At 48.4% G+C, this 17,004-nt stretch carries 15 protein-coding genes and 3 tRNA genes; 10 read left to right on the top strand and 8 right to left on the bottom strand.

The features are described from left to right. Window positions 1–169 precede the first annotated feature (169 nt). Window positions 170–877, top strand: coding sequence for a phytanoyl-CoA dioxygenase family protein (locus PCH02S_RS34315; protein WP_127458594.1), 708 nt, complete (start codon window positions 170–172; stop codon window positions 875–877). A 10-nt stretch (window positions 878–887) separates the two neighbouring features. Here the strand turns inward: PCH02S_RS34315 and PCH02S_RS34310 are convergent, their stop codons facing one another. Continuing rightward, the gene (locus PCH02S_RS34310) at window positions 888–1,757 is read right to left on the bottom strand and encodes an AraC family transcriptional regulator (RefSeq protein ID WP_127458593.1); all 870 of its coding nucleotides are present in this window, start codon (window positions 1,755–1,757) and stop codon (window positions 888–890) included. Between the two features lie 137 nt (window positions 1,758–1,894). Between PCH02S_RS34310 and PCH02S_RS34305 the strand changes: the two genes are divergently transcribed. From PCH02S_RS34305 to PCH02S_RS34295, 3 genes are all read left to right on the top strand, one after another. Then, a tRNA-Gly gene (locus PCH02S_RS34305) sits at window positions 1,895–1,969 on the top strand. Between the two features lie 8 nt (window positions 1,970–1,977). Beyond that, a tRNA-Arg gene (locus PCH02S_RS34300) sits at window positions 1,978–2,054 on the top strand. Window positions 2,055–2,082: 28 nt separating this feature from the next. Next, window positions 2,083–2,156, top strand: a tRNA-Pro gene (locus PCH02S_RS34295). A gap of 70 nt (window positions 2,157–2,226) precedes the next feature. On the opposite strand, the gene PCH02S_RS34290 is transcribed toward PCH02S_RS34295, so the two are convergent. Beyond that, complete coding sequence (locus PCH02S_RS34290) at window positions 2,227–2,799, bottom strand: DUF1697 domain-containing protein (protein ID WP_127458592.1); 573 nt, start codon at window positions 2,797–2,799, stop codon at window positions 2,227–2,229. A gap of 367 nt (window positions 2,800–3,166) precedes the next feature. Between PCH02S_RS34290 and PCH02S_RS34285 the strand changes: the two genes are divergently transcribed. The 6 genes from PCH02S_RS34285 (at window position 3,167) to PCH02S_RS34260 (ending at window position 11,790) form a co-directional block, all read left to right on the top strand. Beyond that, window positions 3,167–4,204, top strand: coding sequence for an HD-GYP domain-containing protein (locus tag PCH02S_RS34285; protein ID WP_127458591.1), 1,038 nt, complete (start codon window positions 3,167–3,169; stop codon window positions 4,202–4,204). A gap of 42 nt (window positions 4,205–4,246) precedes the next feature. Further along, window positions 4,247–5,137, top strand: coding sequence for a GGDEF domain-containing response regulator (locus PCH02S_RS34280; RefSeq protein ID WP_127458590.1), 891 nt, complete (start codon window positions 4,247–4,249; stop codon window positions 5,135–5,137). A 21-nt stretch (window positions 5,138–5,158) separates the two neighbouring features. Further along, entirely contained in the window at window positions 5,159–6,958 is a 1,800-nt protein-coding gene (locus PCH02S_RS34275) for a sensor histidine kinase (RefSeq protein ID WP_127458589.1), read from the top strand. A gap of 5 nt (window positions 6,959–6,963) precedes the next feature. Continuing rightward, window positions 6,964–8,625 (top strand): thiamine pyrophosphate-binding protein, encoded by a 1,662-nt coding sequence (locus PCH02S_RS34270; protein WP_127458588.1) that lies wholly within the window; start codon window positions 6,964–6,966, stop codon window positions 8,623–8,625. A 139-nt stretch (window positions 8,626–8,764) separates the two neighbouring features. Continuing rightward, window positions 8,765–9,643 carry an aldo/keto reductase gene (locus PCH02S_RS34265; RefSeq protein ID WP_127458587.1) on the top strand — a complete coding sequence of 293 codons (879 nt, stop codon included), beginning with the start codon at window positions 8,765–8,767 and terminating at the stop codon, window positions 9,641–9,643. Window positions 9,644–9,780: 137 nt separating this feature from the next. Then, window positions 9,781–11,790 (top strand): transglycosylase domain-containing protein, encoded by a 2,010-nt coding sequence (locus PCH02S_RS34260; protein ID WP_127458586.1) that lies wholly within the window; start codon window positions 9,781–9,783, stop codon window positions 11,788–11,790. Window positions 11,791–11,853: 63 nt separating this feature from the next. Here PCH02S_RS34260 and PCH02S_RS34255 read toward each other — a convergent pair whose 3' ends face one another. The 6 genes from PCH02S_RS34255 to PCH02S_RS37135 all read right to left on the bottom strand — a co-directional run bounded on the left by PCH02S_RS34255 (window position 11,854) and on the right by PCH02S_RS37135 (window position 16,990). Continuing rightward, window positions 11,854–12,804 (bottom strand): YusW family protein, encoded by a 951-nt coding sequence (locus tag PCH02S_RS34255; protein ID WP_127458585.1) that lies wholly within the window; start codon window positions 12,802–12,804, stop codon window positions 11,854–11,856. Window positions 12,805–12,867: 63 nt separating this feature from the next. Next, a complete protein-coding gene (gene hprK, locus PCH02S_RS34250) occupies window positions 12,868–13,776 on the bottom strand; it encodes an HPr(Ser) kinase/phosphatase (RefSeq protein WP_127458584.1) in 909 nt (302 codons plus the stop codon). A gap of 239 nt (window positions 13,777–14,015) precedes the next feature. Then, window positions 14,016–14,186 (bottom strand): hypothetical protein, encoded by a 171-nt coding sequence (locus PCH02S_RS36050; protein WP_157325949.1) that lies wholly within the window; start codon window positions 14,184–14,186, stop codon window positions 14,016–14,018. A 148-nt stretch (window positions 14,187–14,334) separates the two neighbouring features. Then, entirely contained in the window at window positions 14,335–15,717 is a 1,383-nt protein-coding gene (locus tag PCH02S_RS34245; RefSeq protein ID WP_164819840.1) for a DUF4129 domain-containing protein, read from the bottom strand. Continuing rightward, window positions 15,680–16,831 carry a DUF58 domain-containing protein gene (locus tag PCH02S_RS34240; protein ID WP_127458582.1) on the bottom strand — a complete coding sequence of 384 codons (1,152 nt, stop codon included), beginning with the start codon at window positions 16,829–16,831 and terminating at the stop codon, window positions 15,680–15,682. The genes PCH02S_RS34245 and PCH02S_RS34240 overlap by 38 nt, the downstream gene beginning before the upstream one ends. Before the next feature lie 3 nt (window positions 16,832–16,834). Continuing rightward, window positions 16,835–16,990 carry a hypothetical protein gene (locus PCH02S_RS37135; RefSeq protein WP_407670156.1) on the bottom strand — a complete coding sequence of 52 codons (156 nt, stop codon included), beginning with the start codon at window positions 16,988–16,990 and terminating at the stop codon, window positions 16,835–16,837. Window positions 16,991–17,004 lie beyond the last annotated feature (14 nt).

The raw sequence follows: 17,004 nt of genomic DNA, 5'->3' as shown, positions 1-17,004 counted from the left end.
TACCTAGCAAAAAGGATTAAGTTATCACTAACTTAATCCTTTTTGCTTTTTGTGTGTTCTTTGTGTAGATAAGTGAACAAATTTGCTAGTATTCACCTCTTCGATTGGAAGTAACGAAGCGTCTTTCTCATTTACAATAAAGTCATATCCACAAAGGAGGTTGAGGCATATGACACAAGTCACAAGGTTTGTACTGACGCAGGAAATGGTGGAGCAGTTTTATCGAGAAGGGTTCTTTTATGCTCGAGGCTTTCTTACAAAAGAAATGGTTGATGCGATCAATGAAGAGAATACTGCCTTTGCTAACGAAAAAGGGACAGGCGAATGGAAAAGTAAATCCATCATCGATATTGGCGCGGAGCAGGAACTATATCCTGAGACTACGAGGTTTTTGACGAATCCGGAGATTGTAAGCCTTTTAGAACAAATTCTAGGAGATCAAGTTAAACTGTGGATGGGGATGTACGCGGTCGTAGCTCCCCACGGCAATGGATTGGAGTGGCATCAAGATAATCAGTACACCCATATTCTCGGTCATATGCTCAATGGTTTTATTGCACTTGATAATATCAGTCAGGAGAACGCAGGCCTGTGGCTCGCCCCAAGATCACATTTACTTGGGCGTCAGCCAAACATCAATACAGAGCCTGGCCATAAGCGCGCTGCAGAGCCGGAGAATGGTGTGCCTTGTCCCCCATTAGCCCCTGGCGATGCTGTGTTCTTCCACCGTGAGACGCTGCACCACAGCAAGAAGAATCACACGGATAAGCCCAGACGCGCCTATGCCTTCCAAGTCGCAGCGGCAAGCTGCCGTTACGCCCAGTCGGGCAAACGGCTAGAGGACCGTGTCCTTTTGTCCGGATACGCCAAAGGATAATCTCCTCTTTTTAATCACCCTTAGCTGTGATACTGGATGATGTTGCTGCCTGTCTGCGGTATACGCTGGGTGTCATTCCCCGTTGTTCCTTGAACACTTTGTTGAAGTAGCTAGGGGTGCTGAAGCCGCAGGCGAGGGCAATATCAGTGATGGATTCATGCGTATGCATCAGCATATGAGCTGCATACTGAAGGCGAAGCCGAATGATGAATTCATTAGGGGAAGAGCCTGTCAATTCTCTGAATTTGGTATAAAACCAGGTCTTTTTTAGATCAGACCTTTGGATAAGTAAGTCTACGTCCACTTCCTCAGACCAGTGGGTGATGAGATGCTCTATGGCTGCTATGACGCCGGATAGGGAGGGAGCCGCGAGCGATTGCTCTAACGAATGGTAGTACCTTTGAATCTGAACAAGGATTTGAATGAACAACGTCATCTGCTGGATCTCCCAGCCAGGCTGAGCTTGCTTATGCTCCTGCAGGGCCTCCTTAGCAAGCCGGATGATCGACTGTGCGTATGGCGATGCTGCTGGGATTACCTGCGATGTGTTCATCGTATAGAAGGGAACTAGCAAGCTGTATCCGTTCGGGATGAAAGCAACGTAATCGGGTGAGAACAGGAGCATGATCCAACGGCTAGGTTTCCCTTCCTCGCGAGTTAAATTCCAGTGCGGTTCGAACGGGCGCAGCAAAAGGATATCGCCAGGATCGGCATAATACCACTCGTCGCCAATCGGATATTTCATTGTACTATCAAGGGCTATACTGACCTCCAAAGCGGCATGCATATGAAATTCATGCTCCGTGTATACCGCCAGCTTTTCTTCGAAGATGATCCCTTGTGCAACCTTGACGTTCTGATCAAAGAAAGATGCTTCCACATATTCCCTCCTCTCCGCATAGAAAACCACAGGTAAAAATTGGCGATAAATAATTAAACAAATGATTTGCTTTTTGTAAAGAATCCTGTTATATTACTACTTGTCGCTTTTAAAGAAGCGGCATGAAACACCTACTTGCGGAAGTGGCTCAGCGGTAGAGCATCGCCTTGCCAAGGCGAGGGTCGCGGGTTCGATCCCCGTCTTCCGCTCCATATTTTAAGCGCCCTTAGCTCAGCTGGATAGAGTATTTGACTACGAATCAAAAGGTCGGGAGTTCGAATCTCTCAGGGCGCGCCATTTTTACATTTAACATACATAGCAGTATCGGGACGTAGCTCAGCTTGGTAGAGCACCTGCTTTGGGAGCAGGGGGTCGCATGTTCAAATCGTGTCGTCCCGATCAAACAAAAAGAAGTATAATCGATCAGTAGAAAGACTGGGAGATTATGCTTCTTTTTATGTTTTCTGTGTTATCGTTGCGTGGTAGCAGTCATCTCATTGGCTAGGGCAACAAGCTTACTTAGCGTTTTCCAATTGCGCACGGTAGCAGGCACATCAAGCTTCGGCAGGTTATTGGCGAGCTTGGATTTTAGAACGCTGTGTCGGTACAGCAGATAGATTTCTCTTTCTTTTGCCCGCAGCTGGTCATTCTCTGTTTGGAACGCTTCAAGACGAGCTAAGCTTTCTTTGGACGGCTCTTTAGGGAGGAAGGCTACGTAAAGGCTTTCGGCATCGGACATAGATTCCGCTTCGGAGATTTCGTCGGCCGTGTACGGGCAATTGGCGGCTATGAGATTCAGTTCCTCCGCAGTTCTCAAAATCACAGCTAAAGAGATATGAAAGGCTCGCTCAATCTCATTCTCAATCAGCTTGCGCAGCGATTCTTCATCCGCATCCGATTCGAACAATACATTTCCGCTCTGAATATAGGTCTGAACACGAAGCAGCCCAATTTGCTCCAATGTTTTTCGAAGCTCAGCCATTTTGATGATATTTTTCCCACCCACATTAATGCCACGCAATAACGCGATATAGATCGCCATCCTATTCACTTCTCTCTTTTAATATACATGAAATATACATCAAAATATCCATCAGCGCCATTCCCTTAATATCCATACTTTACCATGGAAATAGTGTTGTTACATACTACATCATGGAGGGTAGTGACATCATGTGTCGAAAGTCCCATCCAGTTTGCGATGTGGCGCCTAATTTGCTTTGACACAAATCGACGAATGTCTCTCGGACAAACACTCACAACGTGTGAAATTATAACTATTCTAGTAAAAAAATATTAAAATTATGGAAAAAATTATTTATAATAGAGGAGATTCTCCTTAACAAGAAGAACTAGTACTAATTAAAATGTCGGGGCAGTCTACTTGAGAAGAATAAGAGGTAACATCTATGCAGAATTCATTGTTTTTCAAGAATGTGATAAATTCTGATTCCATCTTCGAATCGATCGGCCAATTGAATGATATCGCCAAAAAATCAATAGGCTGTGAACATATCTCTCTTTTTCTAATGGATGAGAAACATCAGATTACCCCAGCTTCTTATTCCGTAAATATTAGTACAGCAGTCATGGAGCAGCTAAAGTACATAGTCCTTCACACACAATTTTTTTCCCAAATGCCAGAAGGTTCCCGTTTGTCGGTGTATGAGGCAGATGGAATGCTTCGCGATCACCTTCTAAAATCCAGATACGAATGTATTTATGGATTCCACATAAAGCACGGCCCTTCGTACGGTGCCCTACTATTCTCATTTCCTTCGGATACTCAGTTGAAAGACGATCAATTGCAGTTATGCAATCTCATCAAATTACATATGGAGCAGTTGATTAAAAAGATTCAATTCCGCAAGCAGGTGCTTAAGCAGCAGGCTTACGAAAGTCTTTTTAATACATTAAGAGTGAAAGACAGTTTTACAGTTGATCATTGCTATAATGTTGCTTTCTATTCTACGCTGCTTGGCGCGAGAGCCGGCGTCAGTGACACCGAGTTGGAAACTTTGAAACTGGGCGCTTTGCTTCACGATGTAGGGAAGTTAGCTATTCCCGATCATATTCTCATGAAGCCTGGCCGTTTAACGGACGAAGAGTTTAGTGTCATCCGCCAACATCCTGTGATCGGGTTTGAATTGCTGAAGGAACTGCAGGATGTGGAACATCTATTACCGATGGTAAGGTGGCATCACGAGCGGATGGATGGACGGGGGTACCCGGATCAATTGAGCGGATCGGACATCCCTTATCTGGTACGGATTGTAAGTATCGCCGATGCGTTCGACGCGATGACATCCACGAGAGTTTATCGGAACTCGCTCCACGTTCATGAGGTAAGAGAGCAGCTGCTTACTCATGCGGGCAAACAATTTGACGAGAAATTGGTACGGATCTTTTTAAGCATCATCGATGAGCAAATGCAAATGAATGGTTAGTGGACTCGAAACTATTATCGTAATGAAAGATGGGATAAATGAATGAGCGGTCGTATTCTTATCATCGATGATGAACCTCATAACTTAAATATACTGCGTATATTTTTGAATTCGTTACATTATGAAATTTTTACCGTTGAAGATGGTACAGAAGCGCAGGCGATGGTCAAAGAAGTGATGCCTGATCTGATTTTGCTCGATGTGATGATGCCGGAAATTACAGGGTTTGAAATATGTAAAAGCTTGATTGCGGAACCTGATTTTGACACACCCATTATTTTCTTATCGGCCAATGCGCAGAAAGAAGACATTTTACAGGGATTGCGCCTAGGAGCGGTTGATTATTTAACAAAGCCTTTTGATTTGGATGTGCTGGAACGGAAAGTGGAGATCGCCCTTCATCAAAAAGCCAAGATTAAAAATTTGAAGAAAGACAATAAACAACTGGCCAAGTTGGTCTACGTAGACGCATTAACTGGCCTATATAATCGAGCTTATTTAGATATAACGATCCGGATGATCAGTGAGGGAACTAAGAAATTCCAGGCTGCTATGATGGTGGATATGGACTATTTTAAAGATATTAACGATAATTTCGGCCATTTGGTTGGCGATCAAGTATTGCGGGAAGTTGCTGCAATCATACAGTCTAAAGTTTCAAGCGATCACGACTTAGCGTTTCGGTATGGCGGAGATGAATATTTGGTTCTGCTTCATAATGAAGCGAATTGTGTTGAAATAGCCAACAGCATTATTAAAGATGTAGATAGCTTAAAGGTAAGCCTGGCGCCTAATAAGATGCAAGAGTTTTCCGTAAGTATTGGATTAACCAATAATTTCGATCCGACCTGTTTTGAGCAAATTATTACACAAGCGGATGCCGCACTACTCGGAGCCAAAAACAGTGGAAGACATCAAATAAAGATTCGTTAGACAAAGGAGAATGAGGAAAGCATGGTCATGGAGCTTATGAGTTTTCAGAAATTGTTTCAAATGACAAAAGTTATCAATTCACAGTTTGAGCTGTCGGAAATTTTGCAGGTTTTCGTAGATGCGATCGCCGGCGAGATAACGCAAGCGGATCTGGTTGGTTTTTTCCTGAAGCAGCCAGACGGTACGTTCAAAGGATATAAAGGCAATAAATTACCTGTTGATATCACGGAATTGTTAATTGATCCGAAAGAGGATGAATTTGTAAGGGATATTTTACGAAATCAATCCAGTGACTACATTTCTGATACGAGTATAGATTTGCGTTTGGATCAGTCCAAAAGACAATTGCTGAAAATTAAATCCATCCTCGGTATCCCGGTCATCGTCGATAATGAGGTGTTTGGTCTAGTCTTCGTTCATGATTTCGGTAAACCAATGAATATTACGCCAGAGCAGATGGAAGTCACGGAAGCCTTTGTTAATATGGCCAGTGTAGCCATTCGCAATATCCGGATGTTTGAGCAGCGTCAACTGCTTATGGAAAAGCAGCAGCTTCTTCTTGATGCGACGAAAGCATTGTCCGAATCGTTATCTGTCAAGGATGTACTGAACACGTTTTTCTACTACATGCGCAAAGCAAGTGGATCGAAGGACATCGGAATTCATTTATATAATGAAAAAGAACATACGATTGAGCCTTATCAGTTGTCCTCAGAGAACGTGACGATGGATGAATGGAAGGTAAAGCATCGCGAGGTCAAATTAACGATCGAAAACGATCGGCTGTTGTATGAAGTCATCACGGAGAAAAAAGCGGCAGCCATCGAGGATGTTTATGCAGACCCACGGCCTAATCATAAAGCGTTCGTTTCTTTTGACATTAAAAGTATCATGGTATTCCCGCTGGTAGCCAAAGGCTCGGTATACGGCGTCGTGGCGATCCCGTCGATCGGGAAGCAGCGCAAGTATGAAGCCAGTATTCTGGAGTTCTGCCAATCCATCTCGGATGCGACGGCAACGGCATTATCCAATGCGCAGCATACCGAAACACTGGATCATTCCGTGCACGAGCGTTCCATAGAGCTGCAGCAAGCTAACTTCAAGTTAGAGGGCCTTGTGCGGGAATTGGAACATTTGAACGAGCTCAAAAGCGATTTCATAGCGACACTCTCGCATGAGCTGCGTACGCCGATTACAGCGGTTAAAGGGTCTGTTGATATTCTTGGAAAAGGCATTCTAGGCGATCTCAACGATTCGCAGAAGGATTTGCTGGATATTGCGGCTAAGTCCATCGACCGATTGCTTGATCAAGTGAATGAATTGCTCGATTTTGCCAAAATGGAAAATGGGAAGTTTGAGCTCCTATACACCGAAGCGGACTTCAATGAAATTGTTAAGGAATCAGTTCATATCGTACAGTCGCTTATTAATAAAAAGAAATTGATCCTGGTTGTTGAAACCGAAGTGGATAAGGATACCGTCGTCCGAGTGGATAAACAACGCATTCTGCAAATTCTGCTTAATTTACTTTCCAACGCGATTAAATTTACGCCTCCACTGGGTGTTATTACGATAAAAACGAAATTCGAGGATAGCTTGCTCACGGTTGAGGTGCAGGATAACGGGATTGGGATTCCTTTTGAAAAGCAGAAAAATATTTTTACCAAGTTCTACCAGGCGAATAATCAAATCAATGGGACGGGACTTGGCCTTGCGATTTCCAAACAACTGATCGAACTGCACGGCGGCCGTATCTGGTTCGAAAGCAGTGAAGGCCAAGGTTCGGCATTTAAATTTACATTACCTATTGGAAAGGAGTAACGAAGATGCGGGCGATTGAAGTAGGATTGAGATTTCTTGTGCAGCAAGGAGTAAAGTATGTATTCGGTATTCCGGCGGGTTCGATCAATGCTATTTATGATGCCCTGCTGGATATCCCAGAGCTTAAACCGATAGTAGCCAAACATGAGAACAGCTCCGGTTATATGGCGGGTTCTTATACGAGAATTACCGGTATTCCATCACTATGTGTAGCATCTAGCGGCCCAGGAGCGACGAATCTGGTAACGCCGGCTGCGAATGCCTGGAAACAGAAGCTGCCCGTTATTTTCATAACGGGCTCGGTTCCTTCGACGAAGCTGGGCAAGGGCGGTGCGCAAGAGTTGTATGCGGAGCCGATCTTTGCTTCGATCACGAAGATGAGCCGGACGGTGCTGGATCCGCATGAACTGCCGGAGATTCTGGCAGAAGCTTATCACACAGCGGTTAGCGGTGTACCAGGTCCTGTTCATCTAGCGATTCCGATTGACATTCAAATGAAGGATATCGGAGAAAGAGAACTTCCGGTGCTGCCTCCCGTGGAGCAGCCCATTATAGATTTGGCGGCTGCCAAAGCGGCTGCACAGCGAATAAAGGCGGCAGGCTCCAAGGGAGCCATTTTGCTCGGACATGGAGCAAAAACAGCATCGGAAAGCATTGTGCAATTTGCTGAAATGCTGGGTTGGGGCGTTGCGACCACACCACGCGGTAAGGGAGCGTTCCCGGAGAATCACCCGCTGTCGCTAGGGGGATATGGCCTTTCAGCTAACTGGAAGGCAAGCGAGTATTTGAATGGCGGCAACCACGAAGTGCTGCTGATCATTGGGTCAAGCCTTGGCGAGCTGGCGACAAGTAATTGGGAGCCGCGTTTGGTGGCAGGCCGTGAGCTGATTCACATCGATTATGACGCTAATGAGCTGGGGAAGGTGTACGAGACGCATTACCCGGTGCATGGCGAAATCAAGCTGGTTATCGCGGAGCTGCTTGAACAGCTGTCGGCAGATGGACAGAAGGATGAAGCAGCTGTCGGCGAGGCTTTCGCCGGTTTGGCAGAGGCTGCAGCGGCAGCCGAGCCTGGCGAGGAGAAGTGGAATACACGCTCAGCCATCCGCGGACTAAGTGCTGCAGCACCGAAGCATGCACGCTTCTTCCTGGATATCGGTGAATTCATGACCTACTCGATTCAAAATGTGTTGATCGAAAGCGGCCAAGCATTCGATATCGACATTAATTTCGGAGGCATGGGCTCCGGACTTGGCGGAGTTATCGGCGCTCAATTAGCAGAGCCGAGCAGGCCAACGATTTGTATAACAGGCGACGGCTGCTTCTTCATGCATGGTTTGGAAGTGCTGACAGCGAAAGAGTATCAGCTTCCGATTCTTTTTGTCGTCATCAATAATGCCCGCTTGGGTATGGTCTATCATGGACACATGCTGCAGTACAAACGCTGCCTCGATGATTTCTCACAAGAACGCGTAAGTATCGCAGGAATTGCGAGATCCCTTGGACTGCGCCATGCTGAGATTACATCGCTGGATCAACTGCAGAGTGAGCATGTGAGTGAGTGGTTATCCCATGGGGAGCCGGTTGTTGTAGAAGTGATTGTGGACGGGAACGAAATTCCTCCTATGGGGGAAAGAGTGAAGTTTCTGCAAGGAGCAACCTATTAATTGAAGTTGCTGATTAAAGCTCTTGGATGCTTGCATCCGGGAGCTTTTTTGCTTATGTGAGGAAGGTGATTGTATTCTTGGTTCTGGAAATGATATGGTTATAGAGAGCAAGAACACTAAGGAAGGGGCGCTTCATCCAATGTTGAAACGTACCATAGGTCGTTTGAATTACGAAAGCTCAGTCGTTATGTTTGGAGCCGCAAGTCTCGGCAATGTCAAGCAGGAGGAAGCGGATGCGTCAATTGCTTATGCCCTGCAGCATGGGGTGAACCATTTCGATACAGCCGCCAGTTATGGCGATGCTGAGCTGCGCATGGGACCTACGATTAGCCAAGTGCGCGGAGAGATTTTTCTAGCTACGAAAACAGGGCAAAGATCGAAAAAGGAAGCGAAGGAAGAGATTTATCGCTCTTTGGAACGAATGAAAGTGGATTCCGTTGACTTGCTTCAGCTGCATGCCGTAGGTTCGATGGAAGAACTGGACCGCTGCACAGAAAAGGGCGGTGCCTTGGAAGCAGCTTTGGAAGCGAAGGCTGAGGGCATCGTGAAGGAAATTGGCATTACGGGACACGGGCATGATGCGCCTAAAGTTCATTTGGAAGCGTTACATAGATTTCCCTTCGCTACGGTGCTGCTGCCACTGAACTATTACATGTACAGCTTGCCGGAGTATCGCGAGGCTTTCGATGCATTGATGGAAGAGGCGGGCAAGCAGCAGGTGGCTGTGCGGGTCATTAAAGCCATCGCCAAGGCGCCGTGGGCTGAAGGGCAGGAACGTCCTTATGCCACGTGGTACGAGCCGTTTGATCAGCAGCAGGTGATTGATGCCTGTGTGCATTTTGTACTGTCGTTCCCTGGCATTTGCGGGTTCGCTAGCGCAGGGGATGTTCATTTGTTCCCGAAAATCGTGGACGCCGTCGAACGTTACGGTGCCATGAAGGATGAAGAGGCTGAGCGGATTCTGAGCGGGATTAGCGGGTATACCTCTGTTTTTGGAGCTCCGACCTCGATCGCTTAGTAAATAAACGCGTTTTCTCCGCAAGGGGAGGGCGCGTTTTTTTGTTGCCCAAAATTGACATGAATTGGACTCACTTATGCGTCGCTAACTCAGGGCCGAGGACGAATACCTATAGCATACATAAGGGGGAAGGTTAGATGGTTAAACGATTGTGGAGAAGCAAGAGGTTCTGGCTAATAAGCTTGGCGACGTTGATGGCTGGAGGCGTAGCCATATTCGCAGCTTGTTATACTTACATTCGCGGGCTCGATGTGTCGAAATTAAATCAGCCGCTGCCCGAGGCTACGCTCGTGCTAGATAAAAACGGCAAACCGGCGGCGCAGTTGTCTTCTTCAAAGATTGACCCGGTACCGATATCACAGATGCCAAAGGTGCTTACGGATGCCGTTGTGGCTGTGGAGGATCGGAGATTTTATGAGCATACCGGCATTGATCTTCAGTCTATTTTCCGCGCAGTAGCCCGCGATGTGGTGCGGGGCAGCTATTCGGAAGGTGCAAGTACGATCACTCAGCAGCTGGCAAGGAATCTTTTTCTCAATGCGGACAAAACCCTGGGGAGAAAATTACGCGAAGCAGCATACGCGATCAAAATTGATACGACGTACAGCAAAGATGAAATTCTGGAGATGTATTTGAACAGCATTTATTTTGGGGAAGGCAGCTGGGGGGTTCAAGGGGCGGCAAGGACCTATTTTAATAAAAATGTGCAAGACTTGACCCTGCCGGAAGCGGCCGTGCTTGCCGCGCTGCCGAAGGCGCCGAGCCGCTACTCGCCCTTTCAGGACGAAGCGCATGCACTTGAACGCAGGAACACGGTGCTGGTATTAATGCGCGATGAAGGCAAGATTACGCCGCAGGCATATGAAAGTGCAAAGGCGGCGCCGATCGGTGTAATGAAGTCGGATAAAAGCAATGATCTGAAAGGTAAATATCCCGCTTATGTCGATGCGGTCATTAGTGAAGCTGTTCGTCTGTACGGTTTCACAGAAGAGCAGCTGTTAACGGGCGGCTTACGCATTACAACAGAGCTGGATCCTACCGTACAAAACGCGGTAACGGAAGTTTATAAGGATGACAGTCTCTTTCCTGAAAGCAAGCCGGATCAGCTCATCCAGAGCGGCGCGGTCATTGTTGACCAGCGGACTGGCGGTATCCGCGCTTTGGCAGGGGGACGGGGAGAAAGCGTCTTTCGAGGTTTCAGTCATGCTACACAGCTGAAGCGGCAGCCGGGATCGACTTTTAAGCCGATTGTCGTATACGGTCCTGCGCTGGAGCAAGGCTATCAGCCATATTCCACGTTATATGATGGGCCACTCAACATTGAGGGGTATCAGCCTCAAGACTGGGATCATCAATCGCGCGGGCAAGTGACGATGCAGGAGGCGATCGTGTCTTCCTGGAACGTGCCGGCCGTGTGGCTGCTGCATGAGGTCGGCATTGACCGCGGACTGCAATTTGCCAAATCGCTGGGCATCCCGCTGCCCGCCCAAGACCGCCAGCTTAGCATCGCCTTGGGGGGACTGTCGGAGGGGGTCTCACCGCTCCAAATGGCGCAGGGGTTCAGTGCATTTGCTGCTAAAGGGATTTATCACGAAGCACACACGATCACGAAAATAGAAACTAGCACAGGCCATGTGCTCATACAAGCTGCACCGCAGAGTGTACAGGTCATGAAGCCTGAGACAGCCTATGCGATGACATCGATGCTCCAAGTGGCTGTACAGGAAGGGACAGGGAAAAATGCTGCGATGAACCGACCTGTTGCCGGGAAATCGGGTACCACGCAGCTGCCGCAGACGAAGGAGTTCGAGGGGATAAGCAGCGGCAGCGCTAAGGATGCCTGGTTCGTGGGGTACACACCAGAGCTGACGGCCGCCGTTTGGGTTGGTTATGACCGCACGGACAAAACCCATTATTTAACGACTTCCGGCGGGGCTGTGCCGGCTGTTTTATTTCGCGAGATGATGGGGCGGGCGCTAGCTCAAGCTCCTGTTGTTCTGTTTGATATGCCCGTTGTGGGGGCGGAGGAACCGGCGGATAAACCGGAGAAGGAGTCCGGCAAAGGGCCAGACAAGGGACCGGGTAAAGGACCGGATAAGAAGCCGGATAAAGGGCCTGGCAAAGGGCATGGAAAAGGGAAGGATTAACACACTTCCACTAGCTGCATACGAAAAAGCCGCCAGCTCCACAGGAGACTGGCGGCTTTCTTATTAATCGTCGTGCTGGCTGTTGCCACGTGGCTTATCCTTATCTTTATGCTCATCCTTACGCTCATCTTTGTGATCGTCTTTAGCTTTTGGCCCATTTTTAGGCTCATCTTTGCGCTTGTCGTCATGATCATCGCCAGGTTTCTTTGGAGCCTGTTGCGGTGGCTGCTGCTGCGGTTGCTGTTGCTGCCATTTGGTTTTCATGTGGACATTCAATTTGTTCGCGTCCAAGTTATAGTGCTGGGCAAGCAACCCTGCGATTTTCTGCTCGGCATCGGATGATTTGAGGTCGATGGAAGCGAGCAGATTCTGGATCCACTGGGCAGCTTCGTCCCCTTTGAGGTGAATCATGCCGGAATCTTCAGGCTTAACGCTGAGATCATACGTTGTTCCTTTATCATCCTTGGATTGCCCGATGTGCAGCTTGAAATGCTTGCCGTCAACATTAAGATCAAAGCCTTGCAGGTCTGGATAACTGTTTTTATCCGATGAAGCTGGCTTCGTGCTGGATTCCGGCTTGGGAGCAGCTGACGTAGGTGCAGGCGTCTGCGTCGGCACAACCGTTGCAGCCGGACTTTGTGTCGGCTCAACCGGAGCCGCAGAAGCAGTTGGGGATGGCGTGGGCTCATTGGCAACCGAAGATGTTGCTTTGACATAGGCAGCCTGCTGCTTGCTATTGAGGATTAACTCGATCTGGTCCCCTGCGTGTAAGTCGGCAAGCTGAGCTTTTTGGTCATTTTTAAAAACCCACACCGATTTCGCTAAGGGTACCGTTTGGTCTCCAGTGTCCGTAGTGACAGTGACGGCCTCTGAACTAGCTGATTTGAAAGTGCCGTTGACTGAAGTAGAAATGGCAGAGTTAGTTGATGATGTTGATGCATAAGCTGTCCACCCGCAAACCAACAAAGCCACAATCGTAATAGAAATAATAATAAACGGTAATCTTTTGCGCATAAAAAAACACCTCCACTAACACCTTTCGGCATAGGGGAGTGTTTTGGGACGGTCTTAGGGCTTTTAGTCGCTTTGCAAACGCTGCATGAATTCTTCGGCTGCACTGTATCCCTGCTGGCGCAAATACCAGCTGTTCGCCGCAGCTTCAACAAGTCCGGCAACGTCGCGTCCAGGCTGCAGTTGAATTTCAATATGCGGAATTCGAATATCCATATATTCCGTGAAAGCAGGCTCAAGCTCCAAATCGTTATTGAGCGCATGCTCCTGCCACTTGGTCAGCTCGATGTCGAGCACGATCCTTGTTTCATCTTGGAACGCCTTGCGGCCATAAAGACGCGACACGTTAATAAGCCCGATGCTGCGCAGTGCAAGGAATTCCTTCGTTTTTCCGTTGTGCGTACCCAGCAGGGTCTCCGGGCTAATTTTTTTCAGCACCACGATATCATCGGCAACGAGGCGGTGTCCTCGGCGAATCAACGTGTGGGCGGTTTCGCTTTTGCCGACACCGGATTTGCCACGAAGCAAGATGCCGATTCCCGATACATTGACGCAGACGCCGTGAATCGCCATCTCTTGCGCCAAGGATTTGCTGAGATATAAATCAACGAGATCCTGGAATTTACTTGTGGCTGCAGCTGTACGGAGCAGGGGAATGCGTTCTTCTTCGCAATATTTCGTTAAATATTTCAAGCCTTCCTGGTTTCTTGTGACGACGAAACAAGGCGGATGATATTTGACAATATTACCGATATGCAGATTTCTTTCATGTTCGGTGAGCTTGTGCAGGTAAGTAATTTCTTTCCTCCCTAAAAGCTGTACGTGCTCTTGCGGGAAGTACTCGAAATAGCCGACAAACTCAAGGCCGGGGCGATGCGCCTTCGTTTTGGTAATCGGACGGTGCAGTTCCGAGTGTCCGGCAAGTACTTCGAGCGAGAAGCGCTCGACTAAATCTTTGACTGTGACGGGCTTCACAATCTGTCCCTCCTTTATAAATTCATGCTAATCTCATATCATTCGCTTATATCCTGCAAGATTCCTGCTATGAAAGCGCTTGAATGTGGCATTTTTGTACAGAATGTGTCAAATTATGCGTTTGCTTTAGAAAGCTGCAGAGATGGTCCTCGAACAAATAGCGAAAAAAAACGCCCTATGCAAGAAGCGCACAGAGCGTAGGCCATGTTGGTCGTTTCGTATGTTTATGTAAAAGCAGCTTACCTGTTGTAGCCGCATTTTTTCGCAAGTGTTGGCCATGTTGAGAGAAACATGTTTTCCCACCGGTCTTCAGGTAATACCATGATCCATCTTGCAATTTGATCCAAGCCCATGTCACACAAAGTTTGAACGACTTCTTCTCTTTCACAGCTCGTTTTTAATGCTAACATCTCAAAACCACCTCATCAATTGTATTCAAACAATTATGCATATGCAGCGGAGAGCCGGAATGTGACGATTTTCCATAAAAAAGTCAAAGAGGCCATGCCATTGAATGCGGCACAGCCTCTTTTTGGTTTACAAAGTAGGCGAATTTGGCTATTTGAAGTGATTGCGAAGGCTAGGCTCGGCCGCTTGCAGCACTTGATCCAGCTGAGCGTCGGAGATGTCGGTTTCCCCGTACCGAACTTGATTATAAGCCGTTGTAATGGCGTGAACGGTTTCGGATGGAAGCTGCTTGCCTAAGCTTAAGTCTTTTTCCGTTTCATTAGGAGTCAGAGCTTCCTTATACGTATACCCGCTCTGTGCAGCCTGCTCGATCAAGAGTCGGTAAAGATAGCGGACGCGCTCTCGATTGTTCGGTAAAAGCGACCATTTCCTCGCATGGCTTCTCTCCCTGTTTCTTCCTTTTCTCACTTGCTGCCACCACAGGCGTGGAAGCCCTTTCCAATCGACAAGCGCTTCTTTTTCATCAATGAAGCCCTCGGATTCCCCATCTTGCTTGCTGCTGAGAGAACGGTTCATTAATCGCCTTAGGAAAGCATTCACTACGGGCAGGAGCTTGGTTACAATCACATAAACAGCAAGAACGATCAACGCGATAACGATGAGATATCCGAAGATAACCTGAATATAGTGAAACAAGGCGTCCAACCAGCTCGGTTCTTTCGCTTCAGCCGGGGGCAGGAGCGGCGGTGGTGCGGACGAACTGGGCTCAGGCAGCGTTTCCGGCGGCGGACCGGATTGCAGGAGAGACATCAGCCATGCGATGGCAGCGCGTAAACCGGCAACGATGCCTTGTCGAAGCTGCTGAAAGTAGGCAACGACGAAGATAAGGGCAATTAATACCGTTAACCAAATCCGGCTCGAGCGCTTCACGGTTTCCGATAAGGAAGAAGAGGCGGCTCGCTCATCGCTGGCAAGTGTCGCTGTTAGCAGGCCTGTTCGCTGCATAGCAAAGAAAAAGATAATGAGCGAGACGAAGCCAAGACCATTCAACCAGCCCATATAAGGTTGAAAGATGGCCTGATGTCCCATGATCGGTACACCGATGAAGTATACCGCTCCTGCAACTGCAAACGAGGCTCCAGGAAAGATGGCAGGCCAGCCGTCTTTCGTACAGCGAATACCGCGATAGGCGAGCAGCATGCCAATTGCGGCACAAGTCCAGCTGTGCCAGTTGTTCCCTTGGAACAGATAAGCTGCTGCAAAGCCGACTAGTGCACATCCCAGAAGCTCATAAAGTGTGCGAGATAGCCAAGTTATGCGTCCCAATAAGCTGCCTGCCACGAAAACAAGCATGAACTGCACGATCAACGGCCAGAGAGATATCTCTGACAAATAAAGGTGCGTAGTCACGACAAGGGGCGAGAATAGAATAAGTTCAGCTCCCGCGAACAAAAGAGAATTTCCGAAGACTCGAAGATAAGTATCCCTAATCCGATTAACTTGCTGAGTTTGCTCCTGAAGCGGTGTTGACATCGGATGGACTCGCCTCCTTTTCATGAAGGGTTAATAGCCCATGCTGCAAGGGAACGATAAAGACGGTATGTCCCTGCGCTTCCAGTCGCTGAATACTATCTTCAATGGCATCGGAAACGAAAGCAGTCAGTAGAATAATATCCAGGGCGCTCCCTTCCTGCAGAGTACATTCATCCAGAAAATCACTGCAGGAGCGGGTGTAGGAAACAGTTAGCTTCGCCATTGTTTCGAACAGATACTCCAGATGCGGGTGACCGCCGGCTGGAGAGATATGCACCGTGACACCGGGCTGCTGGGCGAGAGATCCGTTATACCCGAAGCCAACAGGAATTCCTTGGCTAATCGCATATTCGGCCAACGTGGCGGCGTACGATAAGCCTTTCTCAACTAGATCCGGATCGCTAACAGCGTCCCACATGGTTGCGGTTATTTGGGTATTGACGATGATGAGCAGCCTCGGGTCCGCTGTGAATTCCCGATTATAGACCTGCAGTCTCTGGCTGCGAGCCGTGGCTTTCCAATGAATGCTGTTCATCGTATCCCCGTAACGATACTCGCGCACACCCGAGACGAGAAACGGATCGGGCATTATCCAGCGCTTCACCGTGACATCTCCTTGCCAGCGGCTGGATAGAAGCGGGATGTCATCCCGGCTTACCAAGCGCGGATACACGAGGAGCTCCAAATCTGTGCGCTGGCTCTTCGTTGCCGCCTGCATGCCGACAAGATCCCCAATGGATGCGGAAACGGTCTCCAGCTTATACCAGCCACGCTGTGCGCAGTATACCTGATGGCGTCTAACGATTCGGGTATACGGCATCAGACTGAAAAGACTGCGATGATTCTGAAACATCGCGCCGCTGCTTACGGCAAGATTGCTTTGCTTGGCAAAATGAAGCCCGGCATGAATCGTGGATTCCAAACGCAGCCAAGGCACCGGAGCGAGCTTGCGATTCTGAATCGTTTCGATCATTTCGATGCGATCACCAGCATGGCAGTGTGCTGTATTAAAGGTTCGTTTAATCGTAAGACCACGAAAGCCCCAACGGTTGAAAATGGTGTGTTGGACTAGGTAGACAAGGCCGGCGATGATGAGGATCCATGAGATACCCATCCGCTACCTCAGCTTGACTTCCGTCGGGACGGGCGTTGCCGCAAGGATGCCCGCCAGCAGCGTCTGCACCTGCTGGTCCGGCTGGCGCGACCGTGTCCGCAGCAGGATGCGGTGCGCCCAGACGGGCCCGGCCAGCGCCTTGATGTCGTCCGGCAGCACATAGTCGCGGCCGC

It is taken from the genome of Paenibacillus chondroitinus NBRC 15376, from assembly GCF_004000765.1.
Lineage (GTDB): Bacteria > Bacillota > Bacilli > Paenibacillales > NBRC-103111 > Paenibacillus_E > Paenibacillus_E chondroitinus.
This window is presented reverse-complemented; position numbering and strand designations above follow the sequence as displayed.